Here is a 25,817-nt window from a genome sequence, read left to right as displayed (position 1 = left end):
CGTTCGTAGACGGCGCGCGGGAAGCAGAAGAGAGGAGGACCAAGGCCATGGCGACGAAAGCGACTTTCTATCACGCCGGATGCCCCGTTTGCGCGGATGCGGAGACCGCCTTCGCCAAAGCGCTCGACCCGCAAGTCTTCGATGTCGAGATCGTGCATCTCGGCGAGGACAAGGCGCGGCTCGGCGAGGCAGAGGCTGCCGGCGTCAAATCCGTGCCCGCCTTCGTCATCGACGGGCGCGCCTATCACATTAATTTCGGCGCCGATCTCTCCGCGCTGAAATAGACCACTGACGACCCCCCCCCCCGCCGTTGTCACTTCGGCGACTCCGAACTGCCTCGCCGAGCTATGCTCGCGCGAGGCCTTTTTTTCAGCGAACCCTGTCCATGACCCCTGTGATCGAGACCCTATTCGCGGCGCCGGCGCTCATCTCTCTCGGTCCGCGCGCGGCGCCGAGCGGCATCGCCAAAAGCGCGGCCCCGCCGCCCTGGCGCATATTGCGCAACGGCCTCGACGGCGATCGTCAGGGCGATCTGCGCCATCACGGCGGGCCGGAGAAGGCGCTGCATCACTATCCGCGCGATCATTACGCGGCCTGGGCAAAGGAAGAGCTGGAGCTTGCCGCGGCGCCGCCGGCCTTCGGCGAGAATATCTCGACTCTGGGCGTGACCGAGCGCGACATTTGCATCGGCGATATCTTCGAATTGGGCTCGGCGCTGCTGCAGGTGAGCCAGGGCCGCCAGCCCTGCTGGAAGCTGAATGTGCGTTTCGCGCGCCCGGATATGGCGCGGCGCGTTCAGACGAGCGGCCGCACCGGCTGGTATTATCGCGTGCTGCGCGAGGGCGTCGCCGAGCCGGGCGCATCTCTCCAGCGCATGGAGCGGCCGCTGCCGGATTGGCCTTTGTCGCGGCTCAATGAATTGCTCTATCTGCGCATGCTCGATCGCGATGCGCTGGCGCAAATGGCCGAGCTGGCGCCGCTCGCGCGCAATTGGCGAGAGCTGGCCGCGCGCCGTCTCGCACGCGGCGCGGTGGAGGATTGGTCCACGCGCCTCGAAGGCGCATGAGAGCGTCGCGCGGTTCTGAACGCAGGCGGCGCGTCAGGCCGGCAGCAGGCCCTTGCGCAAATTCTCGCCCGCGAGCGTGATGATGCGGCCGACCGCGGCCGGGTCGGCGAGCCAGGCCTCTATGCGCGGATGGGTGAGCTGCGCCGGCGTGCTGCGGCGATAGACCTTGTAGCATTCGGCGAGATAGTACGGCAGCGACACGAATTCGCCGACCTCGCTCGAGAGATGATAATTCTCGAGCTTGAATGTGTAGCTGCCCTGCACGCCGAAATATTCGCCGATCGGCGGATAGATGGGGAATATCTCCGCGCGGCCGAGATCGTCGATCGCGTAATAGTCGCCATTGACCGGCGCCGGAGTCGGCAGGCCGGCATGGGCGAAAAATTTCTTGGCGAGATCGAAGAGCACGAAAGGCCGCGGATGCACCAGCGAATACATGAACACGCCGCGGCGCGACCAATTGGCGATCTCGCCGGAGAGATCCATCCCGTATTTGCTCTTGCCGGTCTCGACCAGCTCATTCACGGCGTCGTTCCAGACGTCGAAATAGCCGAGCGCCTCGAACACATTGCGGTTGAACAGCGCATGCGCCTCGTCCACCGAGAGGCCGCGGCGGAAGGCGAAGACGGCGAGCGCCGAATGATAGGGGCCGACGGGGCCGATGGTCGGCGCATGGCCGCGCGTCTCGTCGAGAAGATAGATGAGATCGGGGTGGAAGGCGGAGAAGGTGATCGCCGGGATCATGATCACTTTGTCCAAGAGCTCGCAAAGCTCCGCCGAGCCGCCGCCGCGCACATGCCCGTGCAGAAACTCGTGGCAGAACACATAGTCATAGGTGGCGAGCGTCTTGGCGAGCAGCTTTATGTCGGCGAGCGTCTTGGCGATCGCCGAGAAATGCGAGACGCGCGCGGAAGGGTCGAGCAGCTTCATCGCATAGGCGAGACCGAAAGCCTGGCAATTGCCGATGACGGCGATGCGCGGCCCGGTGAGGCGCGGGCCCTTCGCGTGGAAGGGCGCGAGCCGCGGCTCGACGAGATGATTGTACCAGGAGCGGATGATCTGCCGGTCGATCTGAGACAACATGCGCGCGTTACGCCATTTCGTCGCGGCCCGAAAACGAAGTCGGCGCCGAAGGATGACAAGCGCCCGGTCGCCGTTTATGCTCCCGGCCGCATCGATGAAGCCGCCGCATTCATCCCGTTCCGGCGCGCTGTTCTCGCCTTTGTGAGGGCGGATCGCGCGTCTTGGATGAACCTTGCTCGACGAGCCATGCGGCCGGCGGCTTTCCAGGAGACCGACAATTGGCGGAACATCCCTATAGCTCCCTACCCGACCATCGCTTCTGGCGCAAGGCGGTGACGCAGACGCCGCCCTTCGCGATCGACCCCATTCTCTCCACGCCTTTCAAAATCTCGCTGAAAGACAAAGTGGCGACAGGCGGCAGCTGCTTCGCGCAAGAGATCGCCCAGAGGCTGAAGGCCAGCGGCTACCATTATTATCTCGCCGAGCAGCCGCCGGAGGGCATGTCCGCCGCCGAGGCGGAGCGGCGCAATTATTCGATGTATTCCTGCCGCTACGGCAATCTCTACACGACGACGGCGCTGCTCCAGCTGTTCGACCGCGCTTATGGCGCGTTGAAGCCGGAGCTCGTGCATTGGGTGCGGCAGGAGGACGGCCGCATCGTCGATCCTTTCCGCCCCAGCATAGAGCCGGACGGCTATGAGACGATCGACGACATGCTGGCCGAGCGCGAGCGGCATTTCGCCGCCGTGCGCAAAATGTTCGAGACGCTGGACGTCTTCGTCTTCACCTTCGGCCATACCGAATCCTGGCGTTGCCGTAGCGACGGCGCTGTGCTGCAGCAGGCGCCCGGCGTCGCCGGCGGCGTTTGGGATCCTTCGCTCTACGCCTTCCACAATATGACCGTCTCGGAAGTGGTGCGCGACTTTCTCGCTTCCGTCGATCGCATCCGCTCGGTCAATCCGGCGTCGCGAATCATCCTCAGCGTCTCGCCGGTCGGCATCATCGCCACTTACGAGGATCGCCATGTGCTCGAGGCCAATTCGGCGATCAAGGCGATTCTGCGCGCCGCGGCGGACGAGGTGGTGCGGGCGCGGCCCAATATCGCTTATTTCCCGTCTTACGACGTCGCGACGGCGCCGCCCAATGTCGCGCGCTTCTATCGGGAGGATGTGCGGCGCATAAATCCCTTCGGCATCAGCCAGACGATGCGCATGTTCTTCGATCATTTCACCGAGCGCGAGACGCAGACGGCCAAGATCGAGCCGCTGAAATTCGACGTGGCGGCGGAGGCGGAGAGCACGTCTCGCATCGTCTGCGACGAAGAGGCCATCGAGACCGCGTGACCATTTTCAGCGTTTCCCGCCCATCGGCGGGAAACGCGATCTTCGTTTCCCGAAACTAGAGCTTATATATCCTCTGTCGCAGTTCGAACGGAGGATTCGCCTCATGGTCACGGGCTCGCTCGCGCTCGCTGTCGCCGGCGCTTTCACAGGGGCGTCTCTCTATGTCAATTTCGTCGAGCAGCCCGCGCGGCTGAAGCTCGACGACAAATCGCTGATGAAGGAATGGGAGACCTCCGATCATCGCGGCTTCGCTCTGCTCGCCGGCCTCTCGCTGCTCTCGGCCGTTCTCGGCTTCATCGACTACAAGACCTCCGACGATGCGCGCTGGCTGGCCGGCGCCGCGGTGATCGTCGCCGCATGGCCTTTCATGTTCTACGCGGTCTCGCCGCTCGACAACCGCATTCTCGCCTTGATCTCGGCCGAGGACGGCGCCGACGCGCGCAAGTCGATCGAGCTGTGGGGCAAGGTTCAGCTCGCGCTCACAGCGCTCGGCGCGCTCGCGGTCGCGCTCTTCGTCTTCGCCAACGGCTGAGGCGTCGCGGCCGAAGATTCGACATCATGCTCGCCGATCCTCCCTCCCGACAGAAGGAGGATCGACATGACGCGCTCTTTCGCTCGCGAGCTTCTCGCGCCTTCCGCGCTGCTGGCCGCCGCCGCTCTGGCTTGCGGTTCTGCGGCCGGCGCCTCGTCCAATGATCCGCGCGGCGTCTGGCTGCGGCCGGAAGGCGGCGTGCGCTTCAGCTTCTATGATTGCGAGAACGGCAAGCTCTGCGCCAAGGTCGTCGCCGCGCAGAACGCGGAGGATCGCTCCTCCATCGGCGCGGTGATTCTTCGCGGCGCGACGCAGACCGGCCCCAATCATTGGGCGGGCCAGATCTTCAATGTCGAGGACGGCAAGACCTATGACGGCTTCGTCACCGTCGACAGCCCGACGCGATTGACGCTGAAAGGTTGCCTCTGGGGCATGTTGTGCAGCGGCGAGACATGGACGCGCGTCTCGGCGCCGCCTGCCGCCCATGCGATGGTCGGCGATGATCTGAGATAGGCGCCGCTCACGCGGAGCGATCAAATCTCGTTGGAATAGACGCGGATCGATCGAATCTCGAAACGCGCCGGCAGCGCGTTTCTGTCGATCGGTCCGCCCCAGGAGCCGCCGAGCGCGAGATTGATGCGAATGCGCATCGGCATGCGCAGCGGATCGTCCGGGCCGCGCGGCGTAACGGCGAGCACTTGCCGGCCGTCGATGGAGACGGCGATGGTCTCCGCGCTCCAATCCAGCCGATAGACGTGCCATTGCGAGGACAGAGTCGGCACATTGGTCTCGGCCGACCAATTGGTCAGCTCGTCCAGCGTCGGGCCGGCATGGGCGCTGGTGAAGACGATGTTCGGATGCTTGCCGACCGCCTCCACTATATCGATCTCGCGATAGGGCGGGCCGTCGTCGCCGCCGAGCATCCAGATCGCCGGCCATGTCCCGGCGCCTTTCGGCGTGCGCGCGATCACCTCCACGGCGCCATAGCGCATCGAGAAGCGTGAGACGATGCTGCCGGATGTGTAGTCCGAGGTGAGCGTCGAGCGGGTCCAATCTTTGGAAGCGCCGTCGTATTGGGCGTTCAGCACGCCTTCCGCGCGGCCTTCCAGCGCCAGCGCGCCATCCGCGACGAAGACATTCTCGGGGCGATAATATTGCGCCTCGTGATTGCGGATGAAGCCGATCTCATAAGACCAGAAATTTTGATCGAGCGCGCCGGCGCGCGCGAAATCCTCCTCATGGACGAGACGGGCGGCGCGCTTCGGCTCTGCGGCGAGGCCACGCTCGGCGAAGGCGATGGCGGCGACGCCGAGCGCGCAGATCAGCAGCGCGGCGGCGCCGGCGCGGCGGGCGAGACGCGTCGCGATGAAATCGAGCGAGGGCTCGGCGGCCGCGGGCTCGGCCGCCTTCGCGCGCTGCAGCAGGCGGCGGCGCAGCAGAGCGAGCATGGGCTTTTCGACGAGGAGATGCACGACGACGCCCGCAGCGATCGAGAGCGCCAGCGTCGTGACGACGGCGGCCATGCCGATGAGCGGCCGCTCGACCGGCAGATGCAGCGCGCGCGTTCCGACGCGCGCCAGCGTCAGCACGATCGGATGCGCGAGATAGATGGAATAGGAGGCGTCGCCGAGCAGCATGAGCAGAGAAGAGCGCGCGAGTGCGCCGCGCGCTTCCGTCGCCAGCAGACCGAGCATGAGCGCGGCGGAGGCGAGGCCGGCCGTTTGCACGCGCGCGAAATCGTCCGAATCGAACAGTGCGACGAGAGAGAAGGCGCCGCCGCCGATGAGCGCGCAGGCCACGGGCCGCGAGATTTTCGCTATCGTCCCGCGCGTGAAGAGATAGCCGACCGCCGCGCCGATGACGAATTCGAGCACGATCGGATTGCAATAGATGTGCAGGAAAGGGTTGGTCGGCAGAAAGACGAGGTAGAAGCCCGTCGCCAATGAGAAGAGGCCGGCGAGAATCGCCAGCCGCAGGCGGATCGAGGGAAGCGGCAGCAAGGCGGCGAACACGAAATAGAAATAAATCTCGTAGTTCAGCGTCCAGCCCAGCTTGAAGAAGGGGGTGTAATTGTCTTCCAGCGGATTGAAATGCGGGATGAACAGCAGCGACAGCGCGACATGGTCGAAGGTCACGAGATTATGCAGCATCGCCGCGGGCCAAATGAGGCACACAGCGAGAATCGCCAGGGTGAAGAGCCAGTAGAGCGGCGCGACGCGAATGAGCCGCCGCGCCAGAAACGCGCGCGGCCCGGTCGGCCGCTGCGCGGTGACGACCATCATGATGAAGCCGCTGATCACGAAGAAGAGATCGACGCCGGCGGCGCCGAAGGCGCGCGGAGTCGGCCAATAGAATTGCTCCGTATAGACGCCGGTATGAATGAAGACGACGAGAATCGCCGCGGCCGCCCGCAAATATTGGACGGCGCGGATTTCATCGCTTCCGCTCACGCTGCTGCCGGACATAGCCGATCCTTTCGAGACAAATGGTTCGGGCGGCCGCCAAGGCCGCGGAAATGATGTGCCAATCGGAGACAATTCCGTCGACCCGTGCGAGTGCGTGAAGGAAACATGCCAGAGGGGGCGCCGCGTCGGCCCCGGCCCCCGCCGAGACGTCAGCGGCTCGCCTGTCCGGCCGCGCTCTCGGCTGCGGCGCGCGCGGTCTCTGCGGCGAGCGGGCCGATGAGGACGAAGGCGAAGCCAGCCGCGCGCCATTCCACCGCGGCGAGGCCGGGCGCGGTCTTGGGCGGCGCCGATGGGCGCTCGCCGCCGGCGCGCTCGAAATAGAGCGCCGCGCGGACGCCGGCGGCGGATTGATAGATCAGCAGGCCCGCCGGCGAGATCACGCCCGGAACGAGCCTGCCGCCGACGAGCTCGAGGCCCGCATTGGCGAGGTCCGGCAGGCGGCCGAAGCCGGCGCGCTCGCCGAGCCAGCTCGAAAGCTCGGCCTTGCGGTCGGCGCCGATCTCCACCGGCCGCGAATCCTGCGCGAAAGTCAGATAGGCGAGCTGCGCATGGGCGACGAGGCCCGGCGGCTCGATCATGGCCCGTTGCGGGGCGGAGGGCGGCGAGGCCGGTCCGGTGAAGGCCAGCAGCGCCGCTCCCGCCACCACGGCGCCGGCGAGCAGCGTCAGCAGCGACATGACGATCGCTGGTCGGCGCGGCGGCCGACGGCTGGTGTCCGAGCGGCGCATGGCGCGCAGCGAGGCGCCCTTGCTGGGGCTGAAGCGCGCCCAATTGACGCCGGAGCCGAAGCTGCGCGTGAGGCTCGTCACCGTGGCCGTCCGCAAGCCGGCGGGCAGGGGCTCCTTCACCGTCTGGGCGAAGGCCGCGCGCAGCGCCGCATTCTGCCGGCGCCAGCCCTCGACCAGCGCCGCGTCCTCGGCGTGATCGTGCAGATGATTCTCTATGCGCCGGCGATTCTCGGCGTCGAGCTCGCCGTCGACGAAAGCATGCAGGTCGGATTCGTCGACATGCTCCCGAGGGCTCGTCATTTGCGGCCCGCTATTTCACGACGCGCAGATGCGGGCCCGGCCGGCGGCCGGCGTCGGCTCCCGGCGAGGGATGGCGGTCGAGCGCGGTCAGCGCCGAGCGCGCGCGCATCAGCCGCATCAGCGCCACCGGCCGATCGGTGCGGGTGATGCGGGCGACCTCTTCATAAGTGAAGCCCTCGAGCGCCACGAGCAGAAGCGTCTCCCGCTCCTCGAAAGGAAGATCGGCGAGGCGATGCATGATCGCCGGCTGACGCAGAGAGGGACGATGCGGCGCGGCGGAGCGCAGCCGACGTTGCGCGGCGAGGGTCAAGGAGGCGTAGAGATCGACGCGAAGGTCGAGAACCGCGCCGGTCGCCTCGCGCCCGGCTTCGTCGGCCGTGGTCTGCAGCGCCGTGTGGACCAGCTCGTCGGCGAGATCATTGGCGGCGCCGGAAAGCAGCGCGCGTGCATAGCGGCGCAGGCCCGGCGTGAGCCTTTCCAAGGTCTCGTCGAAATCCTCCGCCTGTCCCATCGCTCGGCCCGTCTCGCGCGGTCCTGACGCCTCGCCCGCGCGGCGCTGGTTCGGTTTCTTTCCCCACGGATATTATGCCAGTCCGGCGCGATTGACTATCTCCGCGCCCTGAGATTTATCTGTTTTTGTATGTCGGGCCGCGAGCGACGCCTCATCGGGGCGTCTTCCCGCTTGCGCCCCGCCTCACGTCCCGAGCCCGCGCGCCCATGCGCGCGCTGAGCGTCCGATATGCGCGCCTCGAGCGCGCATGTTGCGCGTAGCCCTCCAACGGCGTTGCCGACAGGCGGCGGAACCCCGCCTCTCGATCGCAGATTTATGGACCATTGCTCCCATGTCGCAACCGGAACCGACGTCGAACGGCAATATTTTCAGCGGCGTTCTCGCTGGCAAGCGGGGCCTCGTGCTCGGCGTCGCCAATAATAAATCCATCGCCTGGGGCATAGCCAAAGCCGCGGCCGACGCCGGCGCCGAGCTCGCCCTCACCTTCCAGGTCGAGGCGCTGGAGAAGCGCGTGCGCCCGCTCGCCGCCGAAATCGGCGCGACCGTCGTCGGCCGCTGCGACGTCTCCGAGCCGGAGACGATCGACGCCGTCTTCGCCGAGGTCGAGAAGCTGTGGGGCAAAATCGATTTCGTCGTCCATTGCCTCGCCTTCTCGGACAAGGATCAGCTCGACGGCCGCTATGTCGACACGACGGCGGAGAATTTCACGCAGTCGCTGCTGATCTCCTGCTTTTCCTTCACGGCCGTCGCGCAGCGCGCCGAGAAGCTGATGAAGGACGGCGGCTCGCTGCTCACCCTCACCTATTACGGCGCCGAGAAATGGATGCCGCATTACAATGTGATGGGCGTCGCCAAGGCCGCGCTGGAGGCTTCCGTGCGCTATCTCGCCGCCGATCTCGGCGAGAAGAACATTCGCGTGAACGCGATTTCCGCCGGGCCGATCAAGACTTTGGCGGCCTCGGGCATCGGCGACTTCCGCTATATTCTGCGCTGGAACGAATATAACGCCCCGCTGCGCCGCGTGGTGACGATCGAGGAAGTTGGCGAGACGGCGGTCTATCTGCTCTCGCCCATGGCGCGCGGCGTCACCGGCGAGGTGCTGCATGTCGACGCCGGCTATCATGTCGTCGGCATGATGAATCCCGGCGCCGCGCCGAAAATGGCCTCGCTGCTGGCCCTGCTGCCGCAGCATACGACAGAGGCGAAATAGGGCGCCGGGCGAGCGGTCAGACGCGAGCCTGAAGGCTCGCGGTCCAGTCCCCGCCTCGGACCGCGAGCCTTCAGGCTCGCGTCGCGCCCTCAGCGGAATTTCACGGTGAGATCGGTGCCGACGGCGCCGGTCTCCGAGCTCGGGCCTTGATCGGAGATGATGATCGAGCCGCCGAGCCACAGGCGATCGGCGATCTGCTGGCGCACATCGTCCGAGAGCTCGAGACGGTCCAGCGCCTCGGCGGCGCTGGAGGCCGCGCCCAGCGTGGCGACGCTGCGCTCCTCCACCAATCCCTTCTTCTTATGCGCGGCGCGCGCTTCGGCGATGCGCGGCGGCATGGACAGAACCGACCATTTCAGCGCGCCATTCTCGCCGCTCGCCGTTGCGATATAGAGATGCGAGCCCAGCGGGCGTTCCGGCTCGCGGATCGTCGCCGGCGCGTCGAAGATCGGCGTCAGCCCCTGGCGCACATAGATGCGCTGATTCTTCTTGCTCACCAGAATGGAGATGGGCGCGGCGCGCAATTGCGCGTCCTTCTCCGCCTTGGCGGCGGCGGAGGAGGCTTCCGCCGCCTCGCGGGAGCGGCGGCCCGCCTCCACGACTTCCGCGTCGCTGGCGTCATAGGCGGTCTTGGCGGCCTCGAGCCGGGTCTTGGCTTCGGCGAGCGCGGCCTCCGCTTTGGCCTTGGCGGCCTCGGCCGGGCTCGCGCCGTCATTGGTGGGCAGCTCCGGCTTGGCGGTCGCCACATCCTGACGCTTGGCGGCGGCGGCGTCGGCGGCCTTGGCTGCGGCTTCCGCCTTGGCGCGGGCGCTCGCCTCGGCGGCTTCGGCCGATCGCAGCTCGACGGAGGCGCGGGCGGCCTGCTGCCGCTTGGCGTTGAGAGCGACCGAGGCTTCCGTCGCCGCCTTGGAGGCGGCCGCGGCGTCGGCCGCAGCTTTCGTCTTCAGCTGCTCGGCGTAGCGACGCGGATTGAGCAGCGGCGCCGCGCCGCCATCGGCGAAGCCGTCGCGCAGGCCAGCGTCGGCGAGCGTCGCGGCCGAGGCTTCCGTGGGCGAGCGCATCTTGGGCGTGGGCAAAGCGGGATGCGAGATTTCGCTCGGCGAAAGATCATAGGGCGCGATGACGACGCGCTCGCCGATGCGGGTCATGCCCCACAGCTTCTGCGCGAAGGAGTCCGGCAGGCGGATGCAGCCGTGCGAGGCGGGATGGCCAGTCACATGGCCGGTATGCATGGCGACGCCGGACCAGGTGATGCGCTGCATGTAGGGCATGGGCGCGCCGGAATAGAGATTGGAGCGGTGGAAGCGCTCGCGGCCGAGAATGGTGAACATGCCTTCCGGCGTCGGATGGCCGGGCACGCCGGTGGAGATGACCGAGCGATCCACGAGGCCATTGTGATTATAGATGGAAATATGTTGCCCGCCGAGCGACACGACTGCGAACAGCGGCCGCGCGAGGCTCGTATTCTCGGCCGGCTTGGCCTCGGAGGAGGTTCCGCGCTTGCCGCGCTTGCGCGGCGCCTTGGGCGCTTCGCCCACGGGAGAATCGGCGGAATAGCCGAGCGCGGATGCGGGCCGCGCCTCTAGGGCGAGAACCGAGGCGGCGACGCTCGCGGCGCAGGCCGCGGAAAAGGCGCGAAGGCAGACCCTGCGGCTGCGGGCTACAGCAGCGACTTCCGACATGACGCGAAAACTCCTGACACACACGAACACATTGCTCGAGCACATAACGCTCTGGTCCGAACTGGACAGAGCCTCGCCCTCGCCTGCATTGCTCTTATTGGTTAATGTCGCCTTGAAATCTATGCGCCGGCGCACGTCGGGAAGAATTGCGGGGAATTTTTCCATTCGCCGCCATAATGCCTCGAGGCCGTTCTCCGCTTTTCGCCCGCCGCGCCCGTCCCCGCGCGCCCAGCCGGCCTATTTCTCCCGCAAAGAATCATTTCGGAGAGGAAAATGGCTGCGAAGTCTTTTCGTCGGGCGTTGGGGCGGCTCGCGCTCGCGCCGCTCGCTCTGGCCCTCGCGCTCGCGCCGGCCGGGGCCTGCACGAGCTTTCTGCTGAAGGCCGCCGATGGCGCGCGCGTCTATGGCCGCACGCTGGAGTTCGGCTTTCCATTGGAATCGGAGGCGATCGTCATTCCGCGCAATCACGCCGCGCGGGCGACGGGGCCGGACGGCAAGCCCGGCTGGGGTTGGAAATCCCGCTATGCGATCGCCGGGCTCAACGCCTTCGGCCTGCCGGTGGTCGTCGACGGCATGAATGAAAAAGGCCTCGCCGGCGGCATTCTCTATTTTCCGGGCTTCGCCGGCTACGCCGATCCCAAGACCGCCGACGCCGGCCATGCGCTGGCCCCTTGGGACTTCCTCACCTGGGCGCTGGGCAATTTCGCCAGCGTCGAGGAGCTGCGCGCGGCGCTGGACACGATCGCCATCGTCGATATCGTGCAGCCGAACCTCGGAATCGTCCCGCCCTTTCATTACACGCTGCATGACGCCAGCGGCGCCTCGCTGGTCGTCGAGCCCATCGGCGGGCGGCTGAAAATCTATGAGAATCCGCTCGGCGTCGTCACCAACGCCCCCTCCTTCGACTGGCACCTCACCAATCTGCGCAATTATGTGAAGCTCTCGCCGGTGGACGCGCCGCCGCTGAAGATCGCCGGGGAGAGCTTCGCGCCGCTGGGTGCCGGCTCCGGCCTCATCGGCGTGCCGGGCGACCCTACCCCGCCGTCGCGATTCGTGCGCGCCGTCGGCATGACCCTCTCCGCCGAGCCGCAGAAGGACGCCGCCGGCGCGGTGCGCCTCGCCGAGCACATCCTCAATAATTTCGACATTCCGCTTGGGCTGGTGCGCGTCGCCCCGCAGGACACGTCGCGCTTCGAGTTCACGCAATGGTCGTCGATCGCCGATCTCTCCGGCCGCGTCTATTATGTGAAGAGCTATGACAATCAGACCCTCCGCAGCATAGATCTCACCAAGTCGGAGCTCGAGGGCCGCAGCGTGCGGGCGGCCCCTCTGCGGCCCTCCTCCCGGATCGCGCCTGTCGAATTTCCAAAACATTGAGGCGAAGCGCCTTGTCATGGGGGAGGCTTTTTGTTAGACGGGCCGCCTGCCGGCGCTTTGGTTTCGATCAGCGCCCCGGCGCGGTCGTGGCGGAATTGGTAGACGCGCTAGCTTGAGGTGCTAGTTGGGCAACCAGTGGAGGTTCGAGTCCTCTCGACCGCACCAAGCCTCTCTTCGTCGAGGCTTCTAACAGAACGGCTTTCGTAGCGGCCTGGCCTCGGGCGGCTCGCAAGGCCCTCCCCATCCTGAAGATCGCCGATCGCCTCGCGCGCGCCTTCGCCCGAAGAGGGTGGAAACGCGCGGACGGCAAAGATTCGGATAATTCCTGTCTCTCGCCTGCTGCTAAGATAGAGTCGCGCCGGTTTCGAAAGAGGCGGGCGCTCGAGCGGGCATGGGAACGAAATATGTCGGGTCGCGCATTCGGTTTGGGCAATTTGCGGAAATTATTCGAGCGCAAGGAGCGGACCTTCGACCGCTATGTCGACGCGCTCCCCACGCATCAGAACGCCATAGACGCCATTCCCGGCTGGAGCACCGCTTTCCCCGAGGCCTTCGGGGTGACGGCCGGCATTGTCCCGACCTATTACGATCAGCGGATTTTCTGGGCCGTCGAATGTTTCGGGTCGCTGGAGGGCCGCGAGGTTCTGGAGCTCGGCCCGCTGGAGGCCGGCCACACCTATATGCTGGAGAACGCCGGCGCGGTGGTGGACGCGGTGGAGGCCAATCAGCTCGCCTTCATGCGCTGTCTCGTCGCCAAGGAGATTCTGCGGATGCAGAAGGCGCGCTTCTGGCTGGGCGATTTCGTCAAATGGCTGGAGCAGACCGAGAAGAGCTATGATCTCATCGTCGCCTCCGGCGTGCTCTATCATCAGCATGATCCGCTGCGGCTGCTGGAGCTGATCGCGCAGCGCGCTTCTTCCGTGTTCATCTGGACGCATGTCGTCTCGGACGCCATGCCGATCTCCGATCCGCGGCGCAGCGTCATGGCGAAGGAGCCGGAAATCCTCTCCTTTCACGGCGTGACGGTGCGCGCCTATCCGCGCAGCTATGTGAGGACGCAGGGCAATCCGGCCTTTTGCGGCGGCATGCGCGACGATCATCGCTGGCTCGACAAGGACGATCTCCTCGCCGCGCTGCGGGCGCTCGGCTTCGACGACATTCGGACCAATCACGACGATCCAGACCATTTCTTCGGCCCGGCCATATCGATCTTCGCGCGGAAGTCATCGTAAGGCGCGGGCCGGGGGCCGGAGCGGGAAGGCGATATGAGAGTGATGCTGCTCGGCGGGTCCAACGCCGGGGTCTATTTCGGCTGGGCCGCCCAATTGCAGGGGCTCATGCCGGAGCATGAGATCACCAACCGTTTTCTCGGCGCGGTCGGCTCTCTCTACGGCCTCGCCCGGCTCATCGAGGCGGAGCGGCGCGGCGAGGCGCCGCCCGATCTCGTCGTTTTCGAATATGCGCTCAACGACGTCATTCTGCTGGACGCCGGCTTCACCACCACCGCGCTGGTTCACGATGCGCTCGCCGGCGTCGCGCAGCATTGCGCGGAACGCGGCGTCCCTCTGCTGTTCTTGTGCCTGCGTCCGCGCCCGACAGGCGGACGGCGCCTCTCCGCCTTCGTGCGGCGCATCGATCGCGTCTATCGCCGCATCGCCGCGGCGCATGGCATGGCCCCCTGCGTGACGCCTGCGACGATCTTCGGCGAGGAGCGCGCGGAGGATTTCGTCGATCCGCATCATCTCACCGAGGAGGCCTCGGTGCGATGCGCGAAGGTCGTGGCCGATCTCATTTCCGGCGGCGCCGTTCCGGTTCCGCGGGCGAGCCGGCTTCACGCGCCTATTTTCGATTATGTCTCCGCATCGCAGGCCGAGCCGCAGGGAAGCTGCCGCAGAGTGGAGATCGCATCGACGGTCTTCTCCGGGAGCTTTCTGGAGATCGCCCGGCCGGGGGCCAGCCGCTGGCCCGGCCGCGGCCGGCTCGCGGGCCTGCTGCTGCGCTCGACCAATGAGAGCGGCGTCTATCGCATATCGGCGGGCGGGCGCGCTTTCGCCCGCACGGCGCAATCGAGCATGCGCGAGATCGTGCCCAATCTCATCCTCCTCCATTATTCGCGCCAGCGCCCTTGGGCCGACCACGATCTCGAGATCGCCATGCCGGATGAGGAGAGCGCCCTCGCCGCCCTGCCGCAGGAGAAGACGCTGCTGCCGGCCGCGTCCGGCGCGCCTTTTGCGGAGCAGAAGCTGCAGATCGCCGCCGTGATGTTCTGGCGCCCGTCCTTCTGGCGGCGCTGGTTGTCCCTGCTCTCGCTGCGCTTTCGCTGGAAATAGCGAAGCTTTCGCTAGAACAAGGCGCTCTGCGCGTTCGGCCAAGCCGCGACCACAATTGCGCGGCAGTGTCCGGGGCAACCCGATACGACAAACCAGAGGTTCCGCTACATCATGACCGACGAGACGAGCGATCATACGGTCGATCTGAGTGACCCTTCCGAATATGAGGACATCGTCTCTCAGCGCGCCATCGCCTTCTGCCACCTCGCCAAGGTCGCCGACTCCGTCCGCGACGAGCAGGTCAAGGAGCAGTGCCTCATCATGCTGCGCAAGCTCAACGCCAGCATAAGGGCGCCCTCGACCGCGGAGGTGCGATCGATCGATGGCGGCCAGCTCTGATGCCTCACCGAGCGAGCCGGGACGTGATCGCCAGCTGCGCCTCGGCCAGCCGCGCGCTGAGCGCCCGTCGCCGCTCCGGCTCCGCCAGGGCGGACTCATAGTCCTCCGCTGCGTCGCCGAGCGCGAAGGCGCCGATGGCGCGCGCCGCGCCCTTGAGCGTGTGGGCGAGATCGAGTCGCGCCTTGTCGGTGGCCGCCGCCGTGAGCTTGCCGTCGAACTCGTCGGCCTGGGCGAGGAAAAGCGTCAGCAGCTCGGCTTCGAGTTCCGCATCGCCCATCGTCTGGCGCGCGAGATGCGCCCAATCGATCGCGGCGGGCGCGCCTGCGGGATTTCCGCCATCCGTCATTCTACCCCTCTCATCGGCCATTCGCGGAAAAGGCGCGCTTTTCCTGTGGATTGCGTCGGGCGCTCGTGCGCGGCCTCGGCAATTGCGCTCGCCGGGCCGAATCGGGCGTCGTATTCTTATACGAATCAATCTTATGTAAGCATTGCTTCGGATTTTCGGCCAGGCTGCAGGTCGCCCCTTTTGCTCCGCTTCAGGCGGAGCGCCGAGCATCTTCCCCCAGTCGCGTTAACGACGATTTCGATTGGCGGTCGGCCCCCGTTTCATTTACGGGCCGACGGCGGTAATATTTGGTTAATCTTTTCTGCTCGATGTGAACGGCGACAAAGGGTGAGCGGCGTCATAACGCGGAACCATGACCGCTCGGAGAGGTGACGATGGCGAAATCGGGCAAGCCCCAGGACGCGGCTATCGCTGCGCTGTCGGCGGTCGAAGAGGCGTTGAATCTGGGCGTGGAGCCCACCGCCGAGGCCGCGACGGAAGCGGGCGAGACCGCCGCGCCGGCCGAGGCGGGCGCCAAATCCGCGGATAAGGCCGAGGGCAAGGGTCAGGCCAAGACGGCGCCGGGCTTCAACTTCAGCCTCCCCTCCTCACGGCGCCAAGATGCGAGAGACGCTGCGAGAGACGCCGCGCGGGAAGCTGCTGCGCGGGAGTCGTCGCGCCCGGCGGAAGGATCCGCGCTCGCGGGCCGCGCCGCCGCCAAGCCGCCGGTCGCCCCCGCCGGCGCGCCCGCCAATGACGATCGCCAGACCGTCGGCGAGCTGCGCGCCGCGCTGCAGGTCCGTCCCAACACCGCCATTCTCGGCTACACTTTCCTGTCCATCGCCGCCTGGGCGGTGCTGTGGACTCTCTTCGTCTATTTCAACCAAGGCGAGATTCTCGACCGCGAGAACGGCTCTTTCCTCGCGCCCAAGCCGGTGCTGACGCTGCTGGCGCTGCTCGCCCCCATCGTCTTTATTTTCGTGACCGGCGTGATGGCGCGCCGCGCCCATGAGATGAAGCAGGTCGCCAATTCCATGGCGGAAGTGGCGATACGGCTGATCGAGCCGGAGACCATCGCCACCGAGCAGATGGTGACGCTGTCGCAGGCCATTCGCCGCGAGGCCGCCTCCATGGGCGACGGCATAGAGCGCGCGCTGGCGCGGGCCGGCGAGCTCGAGATCATCGTGCGCACCGAGGTCTCCAATCTCGAGCGCTCCTATTCCGAGAACGAGCGCCGCATTCGCGTGCTCATCGACGAGCTGACCCGCGAGCGCGAGGCGATCCTCCTCAACGCCGACAACGCCCGCACGGCGCTGCTCGGCGCGCGCGAGTCGCTTTCCGCGGAGCTGCAGACCAGCTCCTCCCATCTCGCCGAGACGGTGAGCGAGGCCGGCGGCCGCGTGACCGCCGCGCTCGGCTCCAAGGGCGAGGAGATTCGTCTGGCGCTGGAGCGCGTCGGCGACGGCTTCAACTCCACGCTGTCGACGCGCGGCGAGGATATGGTGCAGCGTCTCTCCGTCGCCGGGGAGACGATCGCGGTCAGCCTCACTCTGGCCTCGGAGGAGGTCTCGCGGCGCTTCTCCGACGGCATAGCCGAGGCGGATCGCAAGCTTCAGGAGCGCGGCGACGCGCTGGCGTCCGATTTCGAATCGCGCGGCGCCTATGTCGTCGATCGGCTCGATTCCATCGGCGGCCATCTCGTGCAGGCGGTGGGCGAGCGCGGTGAGAGCTTCGTCGATCGTCTCGCCGAGACCAGCGGCCGCGTCGACGAGGCGATCGAGACGCATGGCGGCGCCATAGAGCGCTCGCTGCTGTCGGCCTCTGAAAATCTCGCGACGCAGCTCGCCGAGAAAGTCGCGGCGACCGAATCCGCCTTCCGCACCGCCGGCGACCGCCTCGCCGAGCTGCTCGAGGAAACGCGCGAGCGCGCCCGCGCCGAGCTGGAGGCGCATGGCGGCGGCCTCAACGAACGCTTCGCGCAGACTCTCGCCGACAGCGCCAGCGCCTTCACCGAGCAGGCCGACGCTCTGCACGAGCGTTTCGCCGCCGTGGCCGGCGAGGCCATCGCGGCCATCGCCTCGCATGGCGATCGCGTCACCGAGACGCTCGCCGATCGCCTCGTCTCCTTCGAGGAGAATGTCGTCGTCCAGGGCGGCGACATCGCCACGCGCTTCGCCGAGCAGAGCGAGCGCATCGGCGCGGCGCTGACGCAGGGCGTCGCGGAATTCGAGCAGAGCGTCGCGCAGCGCAGCGCCGAAGCGACGGCGCGCCTCGCCGAGGAGGGCGCGCGTCTCGGCCAGACGGTGGCTGAAGGGCTGGCGGCTTTCGAGGAGCGCGTCGCCGGCCGTAGCGACGAGGTGGCGATCCGCCTGCTCATGCAAGGCGACGAGATCGGTTCGGCCGTGGCCGCCGGCCTCGCCTCTTTCGAGGAGCGCGTCGCGGGCCGCAGCGAGGCGGCGGCGGAGCGTCTCTCGGCTCAGGGCGAGACCATCGGCTCGGCGGTCGCCGCTGGCCTCGCGGCTTTCGAGGAGCGCGTCACCGGCCACAGCGAGGAAGTGGCGGCGCGTCTCGTCCTCCATGGCGACACGATCGGCTCCGCCGTTGCGGAAGGTCTCGCGGCTTTCGAGGAGCGCGTTCTCGGCCACAGCGAGGAAGTGGCGACGCGTCTCGTCACCCATGGCGACGCGATCGGCTCCGCGGTGGCGGAAGGCCTCGCGGCTTTCGAGGAGCGCGTCGCCGGTCGCAGCGAGGATGCGGCCGCGCGTCTTTCGACGCAAGGCGACGCCATCGGCGCGGCGTTGGCCGCCAGCCTCGCCGCTTTCGAAGAGCGCGTCGCCGGCCAGAGCGAGGATGTCGCGACGCGTCTCTCGGCGCATGGCGACGCCATCGGGTCCGCGGTGGCGGAAGGCCTTTCCGCCTTCGAGGAACGCGTCATCGGCCATAGCGAGGATGTCGCCAATCGTCTCGTGTCGCATGGCGACGCGATCGGCGCCGCCGTCACCGAGGGCCTCGCGGCCTTCGAGGAGCGGGTCGCCGGCCAGAGCGAGGATGTCGCGGCGCGTCTCGCGGCGCACGCCGATGCGGTCGGCGCGGCGGTCAATGAAGGGCTCGCCGCTTTCGAGGAGCGCGTCGCCGGCCAGGGCGCCGCGGCCGCCGAGCGCCTCATCGAGGAAGGCGCGCGCATCGGCCTCTCGGTGTCGGAGGGCGTCGCCGCTTTCGAGGCGCGCGTGCTCGGCCACAGCGAGGTGGTCGCCGATCGTCTCGTCGCGCAGGGCGACGCGATCGGAGCCGCGGTCTCGGAAGGCCTCGCGGCCTTCGAGGAGCGCGTGACCGGCCACAGCGCCGAGGCGACGGAACGTCTCATCGCCCATGCGGAGCAGATCGGCTCCGCGGTTTCCGGCAGCCTCGCCGTCTTCGAGGAGCGCGTCCTCGGCCAGAGCGAGCAGGCGGCCGAGCGTCTGGTCTCCCATGGCGACGCGATCGGGGTCGCGGTCGCCGAGGGCCTCGCGGCCTTCGAGGCGCGCATACTCGGCCATGGCGAGGATGTGGCGGAGCGCCTCGTCGCCCATGGCGACACGATCAGCGGCATCGTCACCGAAGGCCTCGCCAAATTCGAGACGCGCGTGCTCGGCCAGAGCGAGGAGGCCGCGGCGCGGCTCACCGCTCATGGCGACGCGCTCGGCCTCGCCGTGGCGGAAGGCATCGCCGCTTTCGAGGATCGGCTCTCGCAGCAGCATGAGGCGACGCTGTCCAGCCTCGAGGAGCAGAGCGAGCGCGCGACATCCGCCGTCGCCGGCGGGCTCGAGGCCTTCCGCGAGGCGGTCGTGCAGCAGAGCGAGGAAACCGCATCGCGCTTCCTGCAGCAGGGCGAGCGCGTCGGTCAGGCCATCGCCGAAGGGATCGCCTCCTTCGAGGAGCGCATCGCCGGCCGTGGAGACGAGACCGTGCTGCGCCTGGTCGAGCGCGGCGACGAGATCGGCGCCTATCTCTCCCAAGGCCTCGCGGCCTTCGAGGAGACGGTGGTGCGTCATGGCGACGAGGTGGCGACGCGCGTCACCGAGCATTCCGATCGCATCGCCTCCGTGCTCTCCGAGCGGCTCACCGTTTTCGAGGAGCAGGTCGTGCGGCAGAGCGGCGACGTCGTCGCCCGCGTCACCGAGCAGGCGGAATGGGTCGACGGCGTGCTGGTCAACCGGCTGGACGCGCTGGAGGAGGCGACCGCGCAAGTCTCCCGCACGCTCGAGGAGACGCAGAGCCGCGCCGAGCAGGCCTTCACGGTCGGCGGGGCCGCGCTCGAGGCGGGCCTCGCCGCGAGCGTCGCCGATGTCGCCGCGACCCTCGCCGAGCAATCCGCCTCGCTGCAGGAGCGTTTCGCGGTCACGGCCAGCGAGGCGGCGCTCGCCATCGCCACGCAGGGCGAGCGCATCGAGGAAGCGCTCGCCGGCCGCATCGCCGCTTTCGAGGCCATGGCGCTCGATCAGGGCGGCGCGCTGGCCAATGCGCTGACGGCGAGCGGCGAAGGCCTCGCGCGCGACGTCGCCGAGCGACTCGCCTCTCTCGACGAGACATTGCGCGGCCATTCCGCGCGTCTCGCGGCGCAGATCGACGAGCATACGCAGCAGCTCGCGGCCGAGCTCACCGAGCGGCTCACCGCGGTCGACTCGGCCATTGTCGAGGAAGGCTCCGCGCTGGTTTCCGCCATCGCCGCCAATGGCGAGGGCTTCACGCGCGAGATCGGCGATCAGCTCGCCGCTTTCGACGAGGCGCTGCGCAATCGCGGCGGCGAGCTCAGCGCGCAGATCGGCGAGCATTCGCAGCGGCTTTCGGCCGAGCTCTCCGAGCGTCTGGCGGCCGTCGATTCGACCATCGTCAATGAAGGCGCGGCGCTGGTGGCGGCCATCGCCGCCAATGGCGAAGGCTTCACCCGCGACATCGGCGATCAGCTCGCGGCTTTCGACGAGGCGCTGCGCAATCGCGGCGACGAGCTCGGCGCGAGGCTCGGCGAGCATTCCGAGCAGCTCGCGGCCGAGCTCACCCAGCGTCTGACCGCGGTCGACTCGGCCATTGTCAACGAGGGCGCCGCTCTGGTGGCGGCCATCGCCGCCAATGGCGAGGGCTTCACCCGCGACGTCGGCGAGCAGCTCGCGGCCTTCGATGAGGCGCTGCGCAATCGCAGCAATCTCATGGCGGCGCAGATCGGCGAGCATTCCGAGCAGCTGGCGGCGGCGCTCGCCGAGCGGCTCGCGGCGGTCGATACGACGATCATCGACCAGGGCGGCGCGCTGGTCGCGGCTCTGGCGGCGAGCGGCGACGGCGTGGCGCGCGGCGTCGAGGAGCAGCTCGCGGCTTTCGACGAGCGCCTGCGCCATCAGGGCGGCGAGCTCGCCGCGCAGATCGGCGAGCGCTCGCAGCAGCTCGCCTCGGCGCTGGCCGAGGGGCTTTCGGCGGTGGACACGTCGATCGTCGATCGCGGCGGCGCGCTGGTCGCGGCGCTGGCGGCGAGCGGCGAGGGGGTCACGCGCGGCGTGGAGCAGCAGCTGGTCGCTTTCGACGAGCGCCTGCGCCATCAGGGCGGCCAGATCGCGGCGCAGATCGGCGAGCACTCGCAGCAGCTCGCGGCGGCCTTGGCCGAGCGTCTGGCGGCGGTGGACGCGGCCATCGTCCAGCAGGGCGGGGCGCTGGCCGATCGTCTGGCGGAGCGCGCCGACGAGATCGCGGCGCGTATCGGCGATCAGTCGCAGCGCTTGGCGGATGACGTCGGCCAGCGGCTGGCGGCCATAGACAAGACGATTTCCGGCGACGGCACCGCGCTGGTCGAATTGCTCGGCGCCCGCGCCGAGGAGATCGCCGCGGTCATGTCGTCGAAGATCGAGAGCTTCGAGACCGTCTCCAACGCGCGCACGCGTCAGGCGGCGGACCGCATAGACGCGCTGGTCGGGCGCGTCGACTCCGGGCTCGATTCGGCCGGCAAGGCCTTTCAGGACACGCTCGCCCGCCATGCGGTGGAGGTGGCGCGCGCCATGGGCGAGGGCGGCCGCGAGGTCATTCGCTCGCTGGACGAGAAGGTCAAGGATATCGATGCGGTGCTGCTCGCCCGCTCGACCCAGCTCACCGAGACGCTCTCCTCCAAGGCGGAGGAGATCAACGCCACGCTCGGCGGCCGCGCGGAGGAGATCGCCGGCACGCTGGACGGACGCATCGGCGTCTTCGAGAACAATGTCGTCGGCCGTCTGGACGCGGTCTCCGGCGAGATCGGCGAGCGCAGCCGCGTCGTCGTCGAGACCATCAACGCCCGCATCGAGGAGATCAACGCGACGCTCGCCTCGGCGCGGCGCGATCTCGACACCACTCTGCACGCCCGCACCGGCGATCTCGGCCAGGCGCTCACCGAGCGCGTCGGCGAGATCAGCACCACGCTGGAGCAGCGCCTCACGCAGATCCAGACGACGCTCGGCGATCGCGGCGGAGAGGTGACGCGGGAGCTCGCCAATGTCGGCGAGCTGGTCGCTCATGCGATCGAGAGCCGCGGCTCCACCATCGTGCAGCATCTCGGCGAGAAGCGCGTCGAGCTGGCGGCGGCGATCGACCAATCGGCGGAGGAGCTGAAGAAAGCGCTCACCGACGGCGCCGAGGGTTCCGTTCGCGCGCTGCTCGACGTCAATGAGAAGCTCCGCGCCGAGCTGCCCGAGGTGCTCGACCGGCTCGGCGAGACCAATTCCTCGCTGCAGACCATCATCTCGGCGGCGGGCGGCAATCTCGCCAATCTCGACAAGGAGCTCGGCGGCAAGCTGCGCGAGTTCCAGGGCGCGATCGAGACGGTCGCGCAACATATCGCGACGGTGGGCGAGGTCTCGAGCGGCGTGATGCGCGACGCCGGCTCCGTGGTCGGCGCGATGGAGACGCATCAGCAGAGCCTGACGCAGAGCGCCGAGCGGCTGGCGCAGAGCCAGTCCGAGCTGGACGCGGCGCTCGACGCGCGCCGCCGCTCGCTGGAAAATCTCGTGCTGCTGGTCGAGGACAAGCGCCGGGATTTCGAGGACACGGTCGCCAATTTCTCCGGCCTCGTCGAGGAGAACTTCCGCCGGGTCGAGGAGCGCGCGCGCGATGTCGGCGGCTTCATCGCCCAATCGACGCAGGACACGGCGGAGCTGGTCGACGAGCGCTTTTCCGCCGTGCGCGACGCCGCCTCGCGCGAGCGGGAGGAGACCGCCGCGGCGCTGCGCGCGGCCTATGATCAGGCCAATGACGAGATGGCCGAGATATTCGGCCGGGCGACCGAGAAATTCGCCGCCGCCGCGAACGAGATTCGCGGCATGTCGGCGGAGATTCAGACCGAGCTGGAGCAGACGCGCGCCGAGCTGCGTCGCGGCGCTCAGGAATTGCCGCGCGAGACGGCCGAGCAGGCCGCCGCGCTGCGCCGGGTCGTCGGCGAGCAGGTGAAGGCGCTCAACGAGCTGACCGACATCGTCGCGCGCTCGGGCCGGGCCTATGACATAGCGGAGCCGGTTCCGGCGGCGGCCCCGGCCGCTTCCGCGCGTCGCGGCTTCGAGGCCCAGCCGCAGCCCGCGCCCGCCCCGGCGGCTCCACCGCCGCCCCCTCCGCCGCCGGTCGCTCCGCCCGCCCCGCGCGCGCAGGAGCCGAGCTGGGCCCCCCGCGCCCCGCGCGAGGAGCCGCAACGCGCAGCGCGGGCGATCCAGCCGCCGCCCCCGCCGCAGCCGGCTCCTCCGGCGCGGCCGGTCGCCTCGGCGACCGAGGATGGCTGGCTGACCGATCTATTGGCGCGCGCCTCCCGCGACGAGGCTCCCGCCGCCGCGCCGCCGCGCGCCAATACGGCGGCCGGCCGGGCCAAGGCCGCGGGCGCTCTGGACAATCTCACCCTCGACATCGCCCGCATGGTCGATCACGCGGCGGTGGGCGAGTTCTGGGATCGCTTCCAGCGCGGCGAGAAGGGCCTGTTCACGCGCAGGCTCTACACCGCCCAGGGTCATCAGACCTTCGAGGAAATTCGTCGCCGCTACCGCGTCGATCCCGATTTCCACGCGACCGTCGATCATTATGTGCAGGAGTTCGAGCGGCTCGTCGCCGACACCAGCCGCAATGATCGCGACGGCGCGTTGACGCGCGGCTATCTCACCTCCGACGCCGGCAAGGTCTACACCATGCTCGGCCATGCGGCGGGCCGTTTCGAGTGACGCTTCCCGCCCCGGCGCCCTAAAATTAGGCGCTGGGGCCGGCCATCACTGCGTAGCCGGTATCTGGCAACCTGTAATCCGTGTCCGTTTTTGTCAGGGTCGCGTCGTGGCCGGCGCCGTCGCGCCCTTTTCTGTTCAAAATCGACAAAATTTGTCGTCTTCCTTACCTCATTGTGACATTTTAGCCACTCTTGAATCGAAAAACGCGCCCGAAGCCCAAATTTGCTCGAGACGTAGGCAATTGCTTCCCTGTTCCGCTTGAGTGCCCAGGAGCTTTGTCGCAACAATCGCGGCGAGGATGATTCCAGTATCGGGGAGCCTAAGATTATGAAATCCGCACTGTTTGCCGGCGTCGCCGTGCTCGCGCTCTTCGCGCCCGCCGCCTATGCCGCCGAAGAAATGAAAGATATGAAGCACGAGGAGGCCAAGCCGCTCGTCGCTCTGCCCGAGCCGAACTTCGACGTCCTCGACGCCGGCTTCGATTACGCCTATGGCGCGAAATTCATGTCGGACTATATCGTCCGCGGCATTTCCAACAGCGCCCATCGTCCGGCCGGCAGCGTCTATGAGGAGCTGCGCTACGGCTGGTTCTACACGGGCCTCGCCGCCACCAATGTGACGCTGCCCACGAGCCCGCTCGCCGAGATCGACATCACCGCCGGCATCCGCCCCGTCTGGGGTCCGCTGACGCTGGACTTCGGCGCGATCTACTACGCCTATCCGAGCAACCATCAGCAATGGTTCATCGGCGGCGCGATCCCGGTCACGACCTTCAAGAACTCCTACACCGCTCTCCCCACCACGGCTTTCGACCCGAGCTATGTCGAGATCTACTTCAAGCCGAGCTGGACGGTGAACGACTATGTGACTCTCGGCGGCCAGGTCGCTTACGATCCGAACTGGAACAACTATAGCGCCCACGCGCTGTATTCCGAGATCAACGCCAAGGTCACGCCCTTCGCCAACACCGATTATTCGGGACTGTCGCTCTCGGGCGCCTTCGGCCATTACTACATCGGCAATTCCAGCCCGGCCTATGGCGGCAGCTATATCGATCCCGACTATGCCTTCCTCGCGACCGGCATTCTCGGCACCAAGGGCTTCAAATTCGCCAGCTACAACACCTGGAACGTCGGCGCTTCCTATAATTGGAACGTCGTCACGCTCGACCTGCGCTACTACGACTCCAATCTGACCCGCGCGGGCTGCTTCCTGAACACCTTGGACCCGGCAGGCAATTTCGTGGCTTCGGTGAACACCATCACCGGCCAGAGCTCGTCCAGCTGGTGCGGCGCGCGCTTCGTCGCTTCGCTGTCGATCGACTTCAGCTCGGCGACCTTCAAGTAAGGCCGTCGAACTCTTTCGACTTCATTCATCGAGAGACGGACCCGCGGCGACGCGGGTCCGTTTTTTGTCCGTCATTGCGCGAGGATTTCGACGTCGCGATCCTGCGTCGAAGTCACTTTGAACGTCGTCTGAAACGTCTTGCCCTCGCGGCGGGCGATGGCGACATATTCGCCTTCCGCCAGCGCCAGCGACGGAAAGGCGCCGATCAATTCGCGGATCACGTCGCCGCCGGGCGTCAGCACGGAGAAGGAGGTGTTGGCCAGCGCCTCGCCGCCCGGCGCCTTCACCAGCTTCAATGTCATAGTCGCGGCGCGATGGCGCAGCGTCGCCTCCGTGACCTTGCCGGCGGGGACGCGCAAATCGGCGGTGACGACGGAATTGGTCGTATTGTTGTCGCCCTGCGACCCCTGGCTCACATCCAAAAGCGTCGAGACGATGTGATAGGCGCCTTCCGGCAGGCACAGAACCTCGCTGGAGCGGGCGTTGGCGAGCACCAGCTTGGCCTCGGAATTCCCTTTTTCCGGCACATAGATGGAGATGGCGAGCCGCTGCGCCGGCAGCTGATTGTCGCCCAGAGTGTCGATGAGCTTCAGCCCGCCGGCGTTGAGCGTCAGCCTCTCGCTGACATTGCGCCCCTCCATGACGACGCGGCGCGTCGCCCCGGCGAGGCCGAAGGCGACATGGACGATATAGGCGCCGTCCGGCAATTGCGCTGAAAAGCTCGCCTCGCGCGATTCCGCGACCAGCTTGCGGGAGCCGTCCGGCTGCGTGGCGTCATCGAAAATCCGCCAGACCAGACCGCTATGCAGCGCGGCGGAATCGCTCTGCGTCAGAGCGGCGGAGAGCCGCAATGTCGCGCCGACGACGGGCCTCTCCTCCTCCGCCGGCGCGGCCGGCTTGGCCGAGCGGCCCTTCTGCTGGGCGGGCGGGGCGGCGGTCTGGGCGGCGGCGTCGCCGGCGCCCGCCGCCAGCAGGGTCGAGGCGAGCAGCAGCCGCGATGTGTGGAGGATGAGAAGCTTCATGCGCCGCAAATTGGAGAGGGCGGGA

19 protein-coding genes and 1 tRNA gene are annotated in these 25,817 nt (G+C 67.6%); 13 read left to right on the top strand and 7 right to left on the bottom strand.

Annotated elements, in window-relative coordinates; all coding sequences use genetic code 11:
• Window positions 1-47 precede the first annotated feature (47 nt).
• Entirely contained in the window at window positions 48-284 is a 237-nt protein-coding gene (locus METLW4_RS0116100; protein WP_018267261.1) for a thioredoxin family protein, read from the top strand.
• Window positions 285-385: 101 nt separating this feature from the next.
• Window positions 386-1,066 (top strand): MOSC domain-containing protein, encoded by a 681-nt coding sequence (locus tag METLW4_RS0116095; protein ID WP_018267260.1) that lies wholly within the window; start codon window positions 386-388, stop codon window positions 1,064-1,066.
• A 33-nt stretch (window positions 1,067-1,099) separates the two neighbouring features.
• Here METLW4_RS0116095 and METLW4_RS0116090 read toward each other — a convergent pair whose 3' ends face one another.
• Window positions 1,100-2,149, bottom strand: a complete 1,050-nt coding sequence (locus tag METLW4_RS0116090; RefSeq protein ID WP_018267259.1) for a WcbI family polysaccharide biosynthesis putative acetyltransferase — start codon at window positions 2,147-2,149, stop codon at window positions 1,100-1,102.
• A gap of 218 nt (window positions 2,150-2,367) precedes the next feature.
• On the opposite strand from METLW4_RS0116090, the gene METLW4_RS0116085 reads away from it, so the two are divergent.
• From METLW4_RS0116085 to METLW4_RS0116075, 3 genes are all read left to right on the top strand, one after another.
• Window positions 2,368-3,432 carry a GSCFA domain-containing protein gene (locus tag METLW4_RS0116085; protein ID WP_018267258.1) on the top strand — a complete coding sequence of 355 codons (1,065 nt, stop codon included), beginning with the start codon at window positions 2,368-2,370 and terminating at the stop codon, window positions 3,430-3,432.
• 103 nt (window positions 3,433-3,535) lie between these two features.
• Complete coding sequence (locus tag METLW4_RS0116080) at window positions 3,536-3,964, top strand: DUF1772 domain-containing protein (protein ID WP_018267257.1); 429 nt, start codon at window positions 3,536-3,538, stop codon at window positions 3,962-3,964.
• A 66-nt stretch (window positions 3,965-4,030) separates the two neighbouring features.
• The gene (locus METLW4_RS0116075; protein ID WP_018267256.1) at window positions 4,031-4,477 is read left to right on the top strand and encodes a DUF2147 domain-containing protein; all 447 of its coding nucleotides are present in this window, start codon (window positions 4,031-4,033) and stop codon (window positions 4,475-4,477) included.
• Between the two features lie 20 nt (window positions 4,478-4,497).
• On the opposite strand, the gene METLW4_RS26585 is transcribed toward METLW4_RS0116075, so the two are convergent.
• The 3 genes from METLW4_RS26585 to METLW4_RS0116060 all read right to left on the bottom strand — a co-directional run bounded on the left by METLW4_RS26585 (window position 4,498) and on the right by METLW4_RS0116060 (window position 7,968).
• A complete protein-coding gene (locus METLW4_RS26585) occupies window positions 4,498-6,429 on the bottom strand; it encodes an acyltransferase family protein (RefSeq protein ID WP_018267255.1) in 1,932 nt (643 codons plus the stop codon).
• A gap of 149 nt (window positions 6,430-6,578) precedes the next feature.
• A complete protein-coding gene (locus METLW4_RS0116065; RefSeq protein WP_018267254.1) occupies window positions 6,579-7,457 on the bottom strand; it encodes an anti-sigma factor family protein in 879 nt (292 codons plus the stop codon).
• Between the two features lie 10 nt (window positions 7,458-7,467).
• Complete coding sequence (locus tag METLW4_RS0116060) at window positions 7,468-7,968, bottom strand: sigma factor-like helix-turn-helix DNA-binding protein (protein WP_018267253.1); 501 nt, start codon at window positions 7,966-7,968, stop codon at window positions 7,468-7,470.
• Window positions 7,969-8,299: 331 nt separating this feature from the next.
• Here METLW4_RS0116060 and fabI point away from each other — a divergent pair, with 331 nt between their 5' ends.
• A complete protein-coding gene (fabI, locus tag METLW4_RS0116055) occupies window positions 8,300-9,178 on the top strand; it encodes an enoyl-ACP reductase FabI (RefSeq protein WP_018267252.1) in 879 nt (292 codons plus the stop codon).
• 89 nt (window positions 9,179-9,267) lie between these two features.
• On the opposite strand, the gene METLW4_RS0116050 is transcribed toward fabI, so the two are convergent.
• Window positions 9,268-10,860, bottom strand: a complete 1,593-nt coding sequence (locus METLW4_RS0116050) for a L,D-transpeptidase family protein (protein ID WP_157235180.1) — start codon at window positions 10,858-10,860, stop codon at window positions 9,268-9,270.
• Between the two features lie 273 nt (window positions 10,861-11,133).
• Here METLW4_RS0116050 and METLW4_RS0116045 point away from each other — a divergent pair, with 273 nt between their 5' ends.
• The 5 genes from METLW4_RS0116045 (at window position 11,134) to METLW4_RS0116025 (ending at window position 14,906) form a co-directional block, all read left to right on the top strand.
• The gene (locus METLW4_RS0116045) at window positions 11,134-12,237 is read left to right on the top strand and encodes a choloylglycine hydrolase family protein (protein ID WP_026191556.1); all 1,104 of its coding nucleotides are present in this window, start codon (window positions 11,134-11,136) and stop codon (window positions 12,235-12,237) included.
• 80 nt (window positions 12,238-12,317) lie between these two features.
• A tRNA-Leu gene (locus METLW4_RS0116040) sits at window positions 12,318-12,402 on the top strand.
• Window positions 12,403-12,641: 239 nt separating this feature from the next.
• Window positions 12,642-13,469, top strand: coding sequence for a class I SAM-dependent methyltransferase (locus METLW4_RS0116035; RefSeq protein WP_018267249.1), 828 nt, complete (start codon window positions 12,642-12,644; stop codon window positions 13,467-13,469).
• 33 nt (window positions 13,470-13,502) lie between these two features.
• Window positions 13,503-14,567: an SGNH/GDSL hydrolase family protein gene (locus tag METLW4_RS0116030; protein WP_157235178.1), complete on the top strand. Its 1,065-nt coding sequence runs from the start codon at window positions 13,503-13,505 to the stop codon at window positions 14,565-14,567.
• A 111-nt stretch (window positions 14,568-14,678) separates the two neighbouring features.
• Complete coding sequence (locus tag METLW4_RS0116025; RefSeq protein WP_018267247.1) at window positions 14,679-14,906, top strand: hypothetical protein; 228 nt, start codon at window positions 14,679-14,681, stop codon at window positions 14,904-14,906.
• A gap of 4 nt (window positions 14,907-14,910) precedes the next feature.
• On the opposite strand, the gene METLW4_RS0116020 is transcribed toward METLW4_RS0116025, so the two are convergent.
• A complete protein-coding gene (locus METLW4_RS0116020; RefSeq protein ID WP_018267246.1) occupies window positions 14,911-15,252 on the bottom strand; it encodes an Hpt domain-containing protein in 342 nt (113 codons plus the stop codon).
• Between the two features lie 374 nt (window positions 15,253-15,626).
• On the opposite strand from METLW4_RS0116020, the gene METLW4_RS0116015 reads away from it, so the two are divergent.
• Window positions 15,627-23,423, top strand: a complete 7,797-nt coding sequence (locus tag METLW4_RS0116015) for a hypothetical protein (protein ID WP_018267245.1) — start codon at window positions 15,627-15,629, stop codon at window positions 23,421-23,423.
• Between the two features lie 327 nt (window positions 23,424-23,750).
• On the top strand, window positions 23,751-24,770 hold the full coding sequence (locus METLW4_RS0116010) for a TorF family putative porin (RefSeq protein WP_018267244.1): 1,020 nt from the start codon (window positions 23,751-23,753) through the stop codon (window positions 24,768-24,770).
• A gap of 71 nt (window positions 24,771-24,841) precedes the next feature.
• Here METLW4_RS0116010 and METLW4_RS0116005 read toward each other — a convergent pair whose 3' ends face one another.
• The gene (locus METLW4_RS0116005; RefSeq protein ID WP_018267243.1) at window positions 24,842-25,792 is read right to left on the bottom strand and encodes a hypothetical protein; all 951 of its coding nucleotides are present in this window, start codon (window positions 25,790-25,792) and stop codon (window positions 24,842-24,844) included.
• Window positions 25,793-25,817: the final 25 nt, after the last annotated feature.

The sequence above is a fragment of the Methylosinus sp. LW4 genome (assembly GCF_000379125.1).
Classification (GTDB): Bacteria; Pseudomonadota; Alphaproteobacteria; order Rhizobiales; family Beijerinckiaceae; genus Methylosinus.
This window is presented reverse-complemented; position numbering and strand designations above follow the sequence as displayed.

Excerpts from the sequence above, each read along its gene's own strand:
- METLW4_RS0116100 (WP_018267261.1), top strand. The coding sequence starts at position 48 with ATGGCGACGAAAGCGACTTTCTATCACGCCGGATGCCCCGTTTGCGCG.
- METLW4_RS0116095 (WP_018267260.1), top strand. The coding sequence starts at position 386 with ATGACCCCTGTGATCGAGACCCTATTCGCGGCGCCGGCGCTCATCTCT.
- METLW4_RS0116090 (WP_018267259.1), bottom strand. The coding sequence starts at position 2,149 with ATGTTGTCTCAGATCGACCGGCAGATCATCCGCTCCTGGTACAATCAT.
- METLW4_RS0116080 (WP_018267257.1), top strand. The coding sequence starts at position 3,536 with ATGGTCACGGGCTCGCTCGCGCTCGCTGTCGCCGGCGCTTTCACAGGG.
- METLW4_RS0116075 (WP_018267256.1), top strand. The coding sequence starts at position 4,031 with ATGACGCGCTCTTTCGCTCGCGAGCTTCTCGCGCCTTCCGCGCTGCTG.
- METLW4_RS26585 (WP_018267255.1), bottom strand. The coding sequence starts at position 6,429 with ATGTCCGGCAGCAGCGTGAGCGGAAGCGATGAAATCCGCGCCGTCCAA.
- METLW4_RS0116065 (WP_018267254.1), bottom strand. The coding sequence starts at position 7,457 with ATGACGAGCCCTCGGGAGCATGTCGACGAATCCGACCTGCATGCTTTC.
- METLW4_RS0116060 (WP_018267253.1), bottom strand. The coding sequence starts at position 7,968 with ATGGGACAGGCGGAGGATTTCGACGAGACCTTGGAAAGGCTCACGCCG.
- fabI (WP_018267252.1), top strand. The coding sequence starts at position 8,300 with ATGTCGCAACCGGAACCGACGTCGAACGGCAATATTTTCAGCGGCGTT.
- METLW4_RS0116050 (WP_157235180.1), bottom strand. The coding sequence starts at position 10,860 with ATGTCGGAAGTCGCTGCTGTAGCCCGCAGCCGCAGGGTCTGCCTTCGC.
- METLW4_RS0116045 (WP_026191556.1), top strand. The coding sequence starts at position 11,134 with ATGGCTGCGAAGTCTTTTCGTCGGGCGTTGGGGCGGCTCGCGCTCGCG.
- METLW4_RS0116035 (WP_018267249.1), top strand. The coding sequence starts at position 12,642 with ATGTCGGGTCGCGCATTCGGTTTGGGCAATTTGCGGAAATTATTCGAG.
- METLW4_RS0116030 (WP_157235178.1), top strand. The coding sequence starts at position 13,503 with ATGAGAGTGATGCTGCTCGGCGGGTCCAACGCCGGGGTCTATTTCGGC.
- METLW4_RS0116025 (WP_018267247.1), top strand. The coding sequence starts at position 14,679 with ATGACCGACGAGACGAGCGATCATACGGTCGATCTGAGTGACCCTTCC.
- METLW4_RS0116020 (WP_018267246.1), bottom strand. The coding sequence starts at position 15,252 with ATGACGGATGGCGGAAATCCCGCAGGCGCGCCCGCCGCGATCGATTGG.
- METLW4_RS0116015 (WP_018267245.1), top strand. The coding sequence starts at position 15,627 with ATGGCGAAATCGGGCAAGCCCCAGGACGCGGCTATCGCTGCGCTGTCG.
- METLW4_RS0116010 (WP_018267244.1), top strand. The coding sequence starts at position 23,751 with ATGAAATCCGCACTGTTTGCCGGCGTCGCCGTGCTCGCGCTCTTCGCG.
- METLW4_RS0116005 (WP_018267243.1), bottom strand. The coding sequence starts at position 25,792 with ATGAAGCTTCTCATCCTCCACACATCGCGGCTGCTGCTCGCCTCGACC.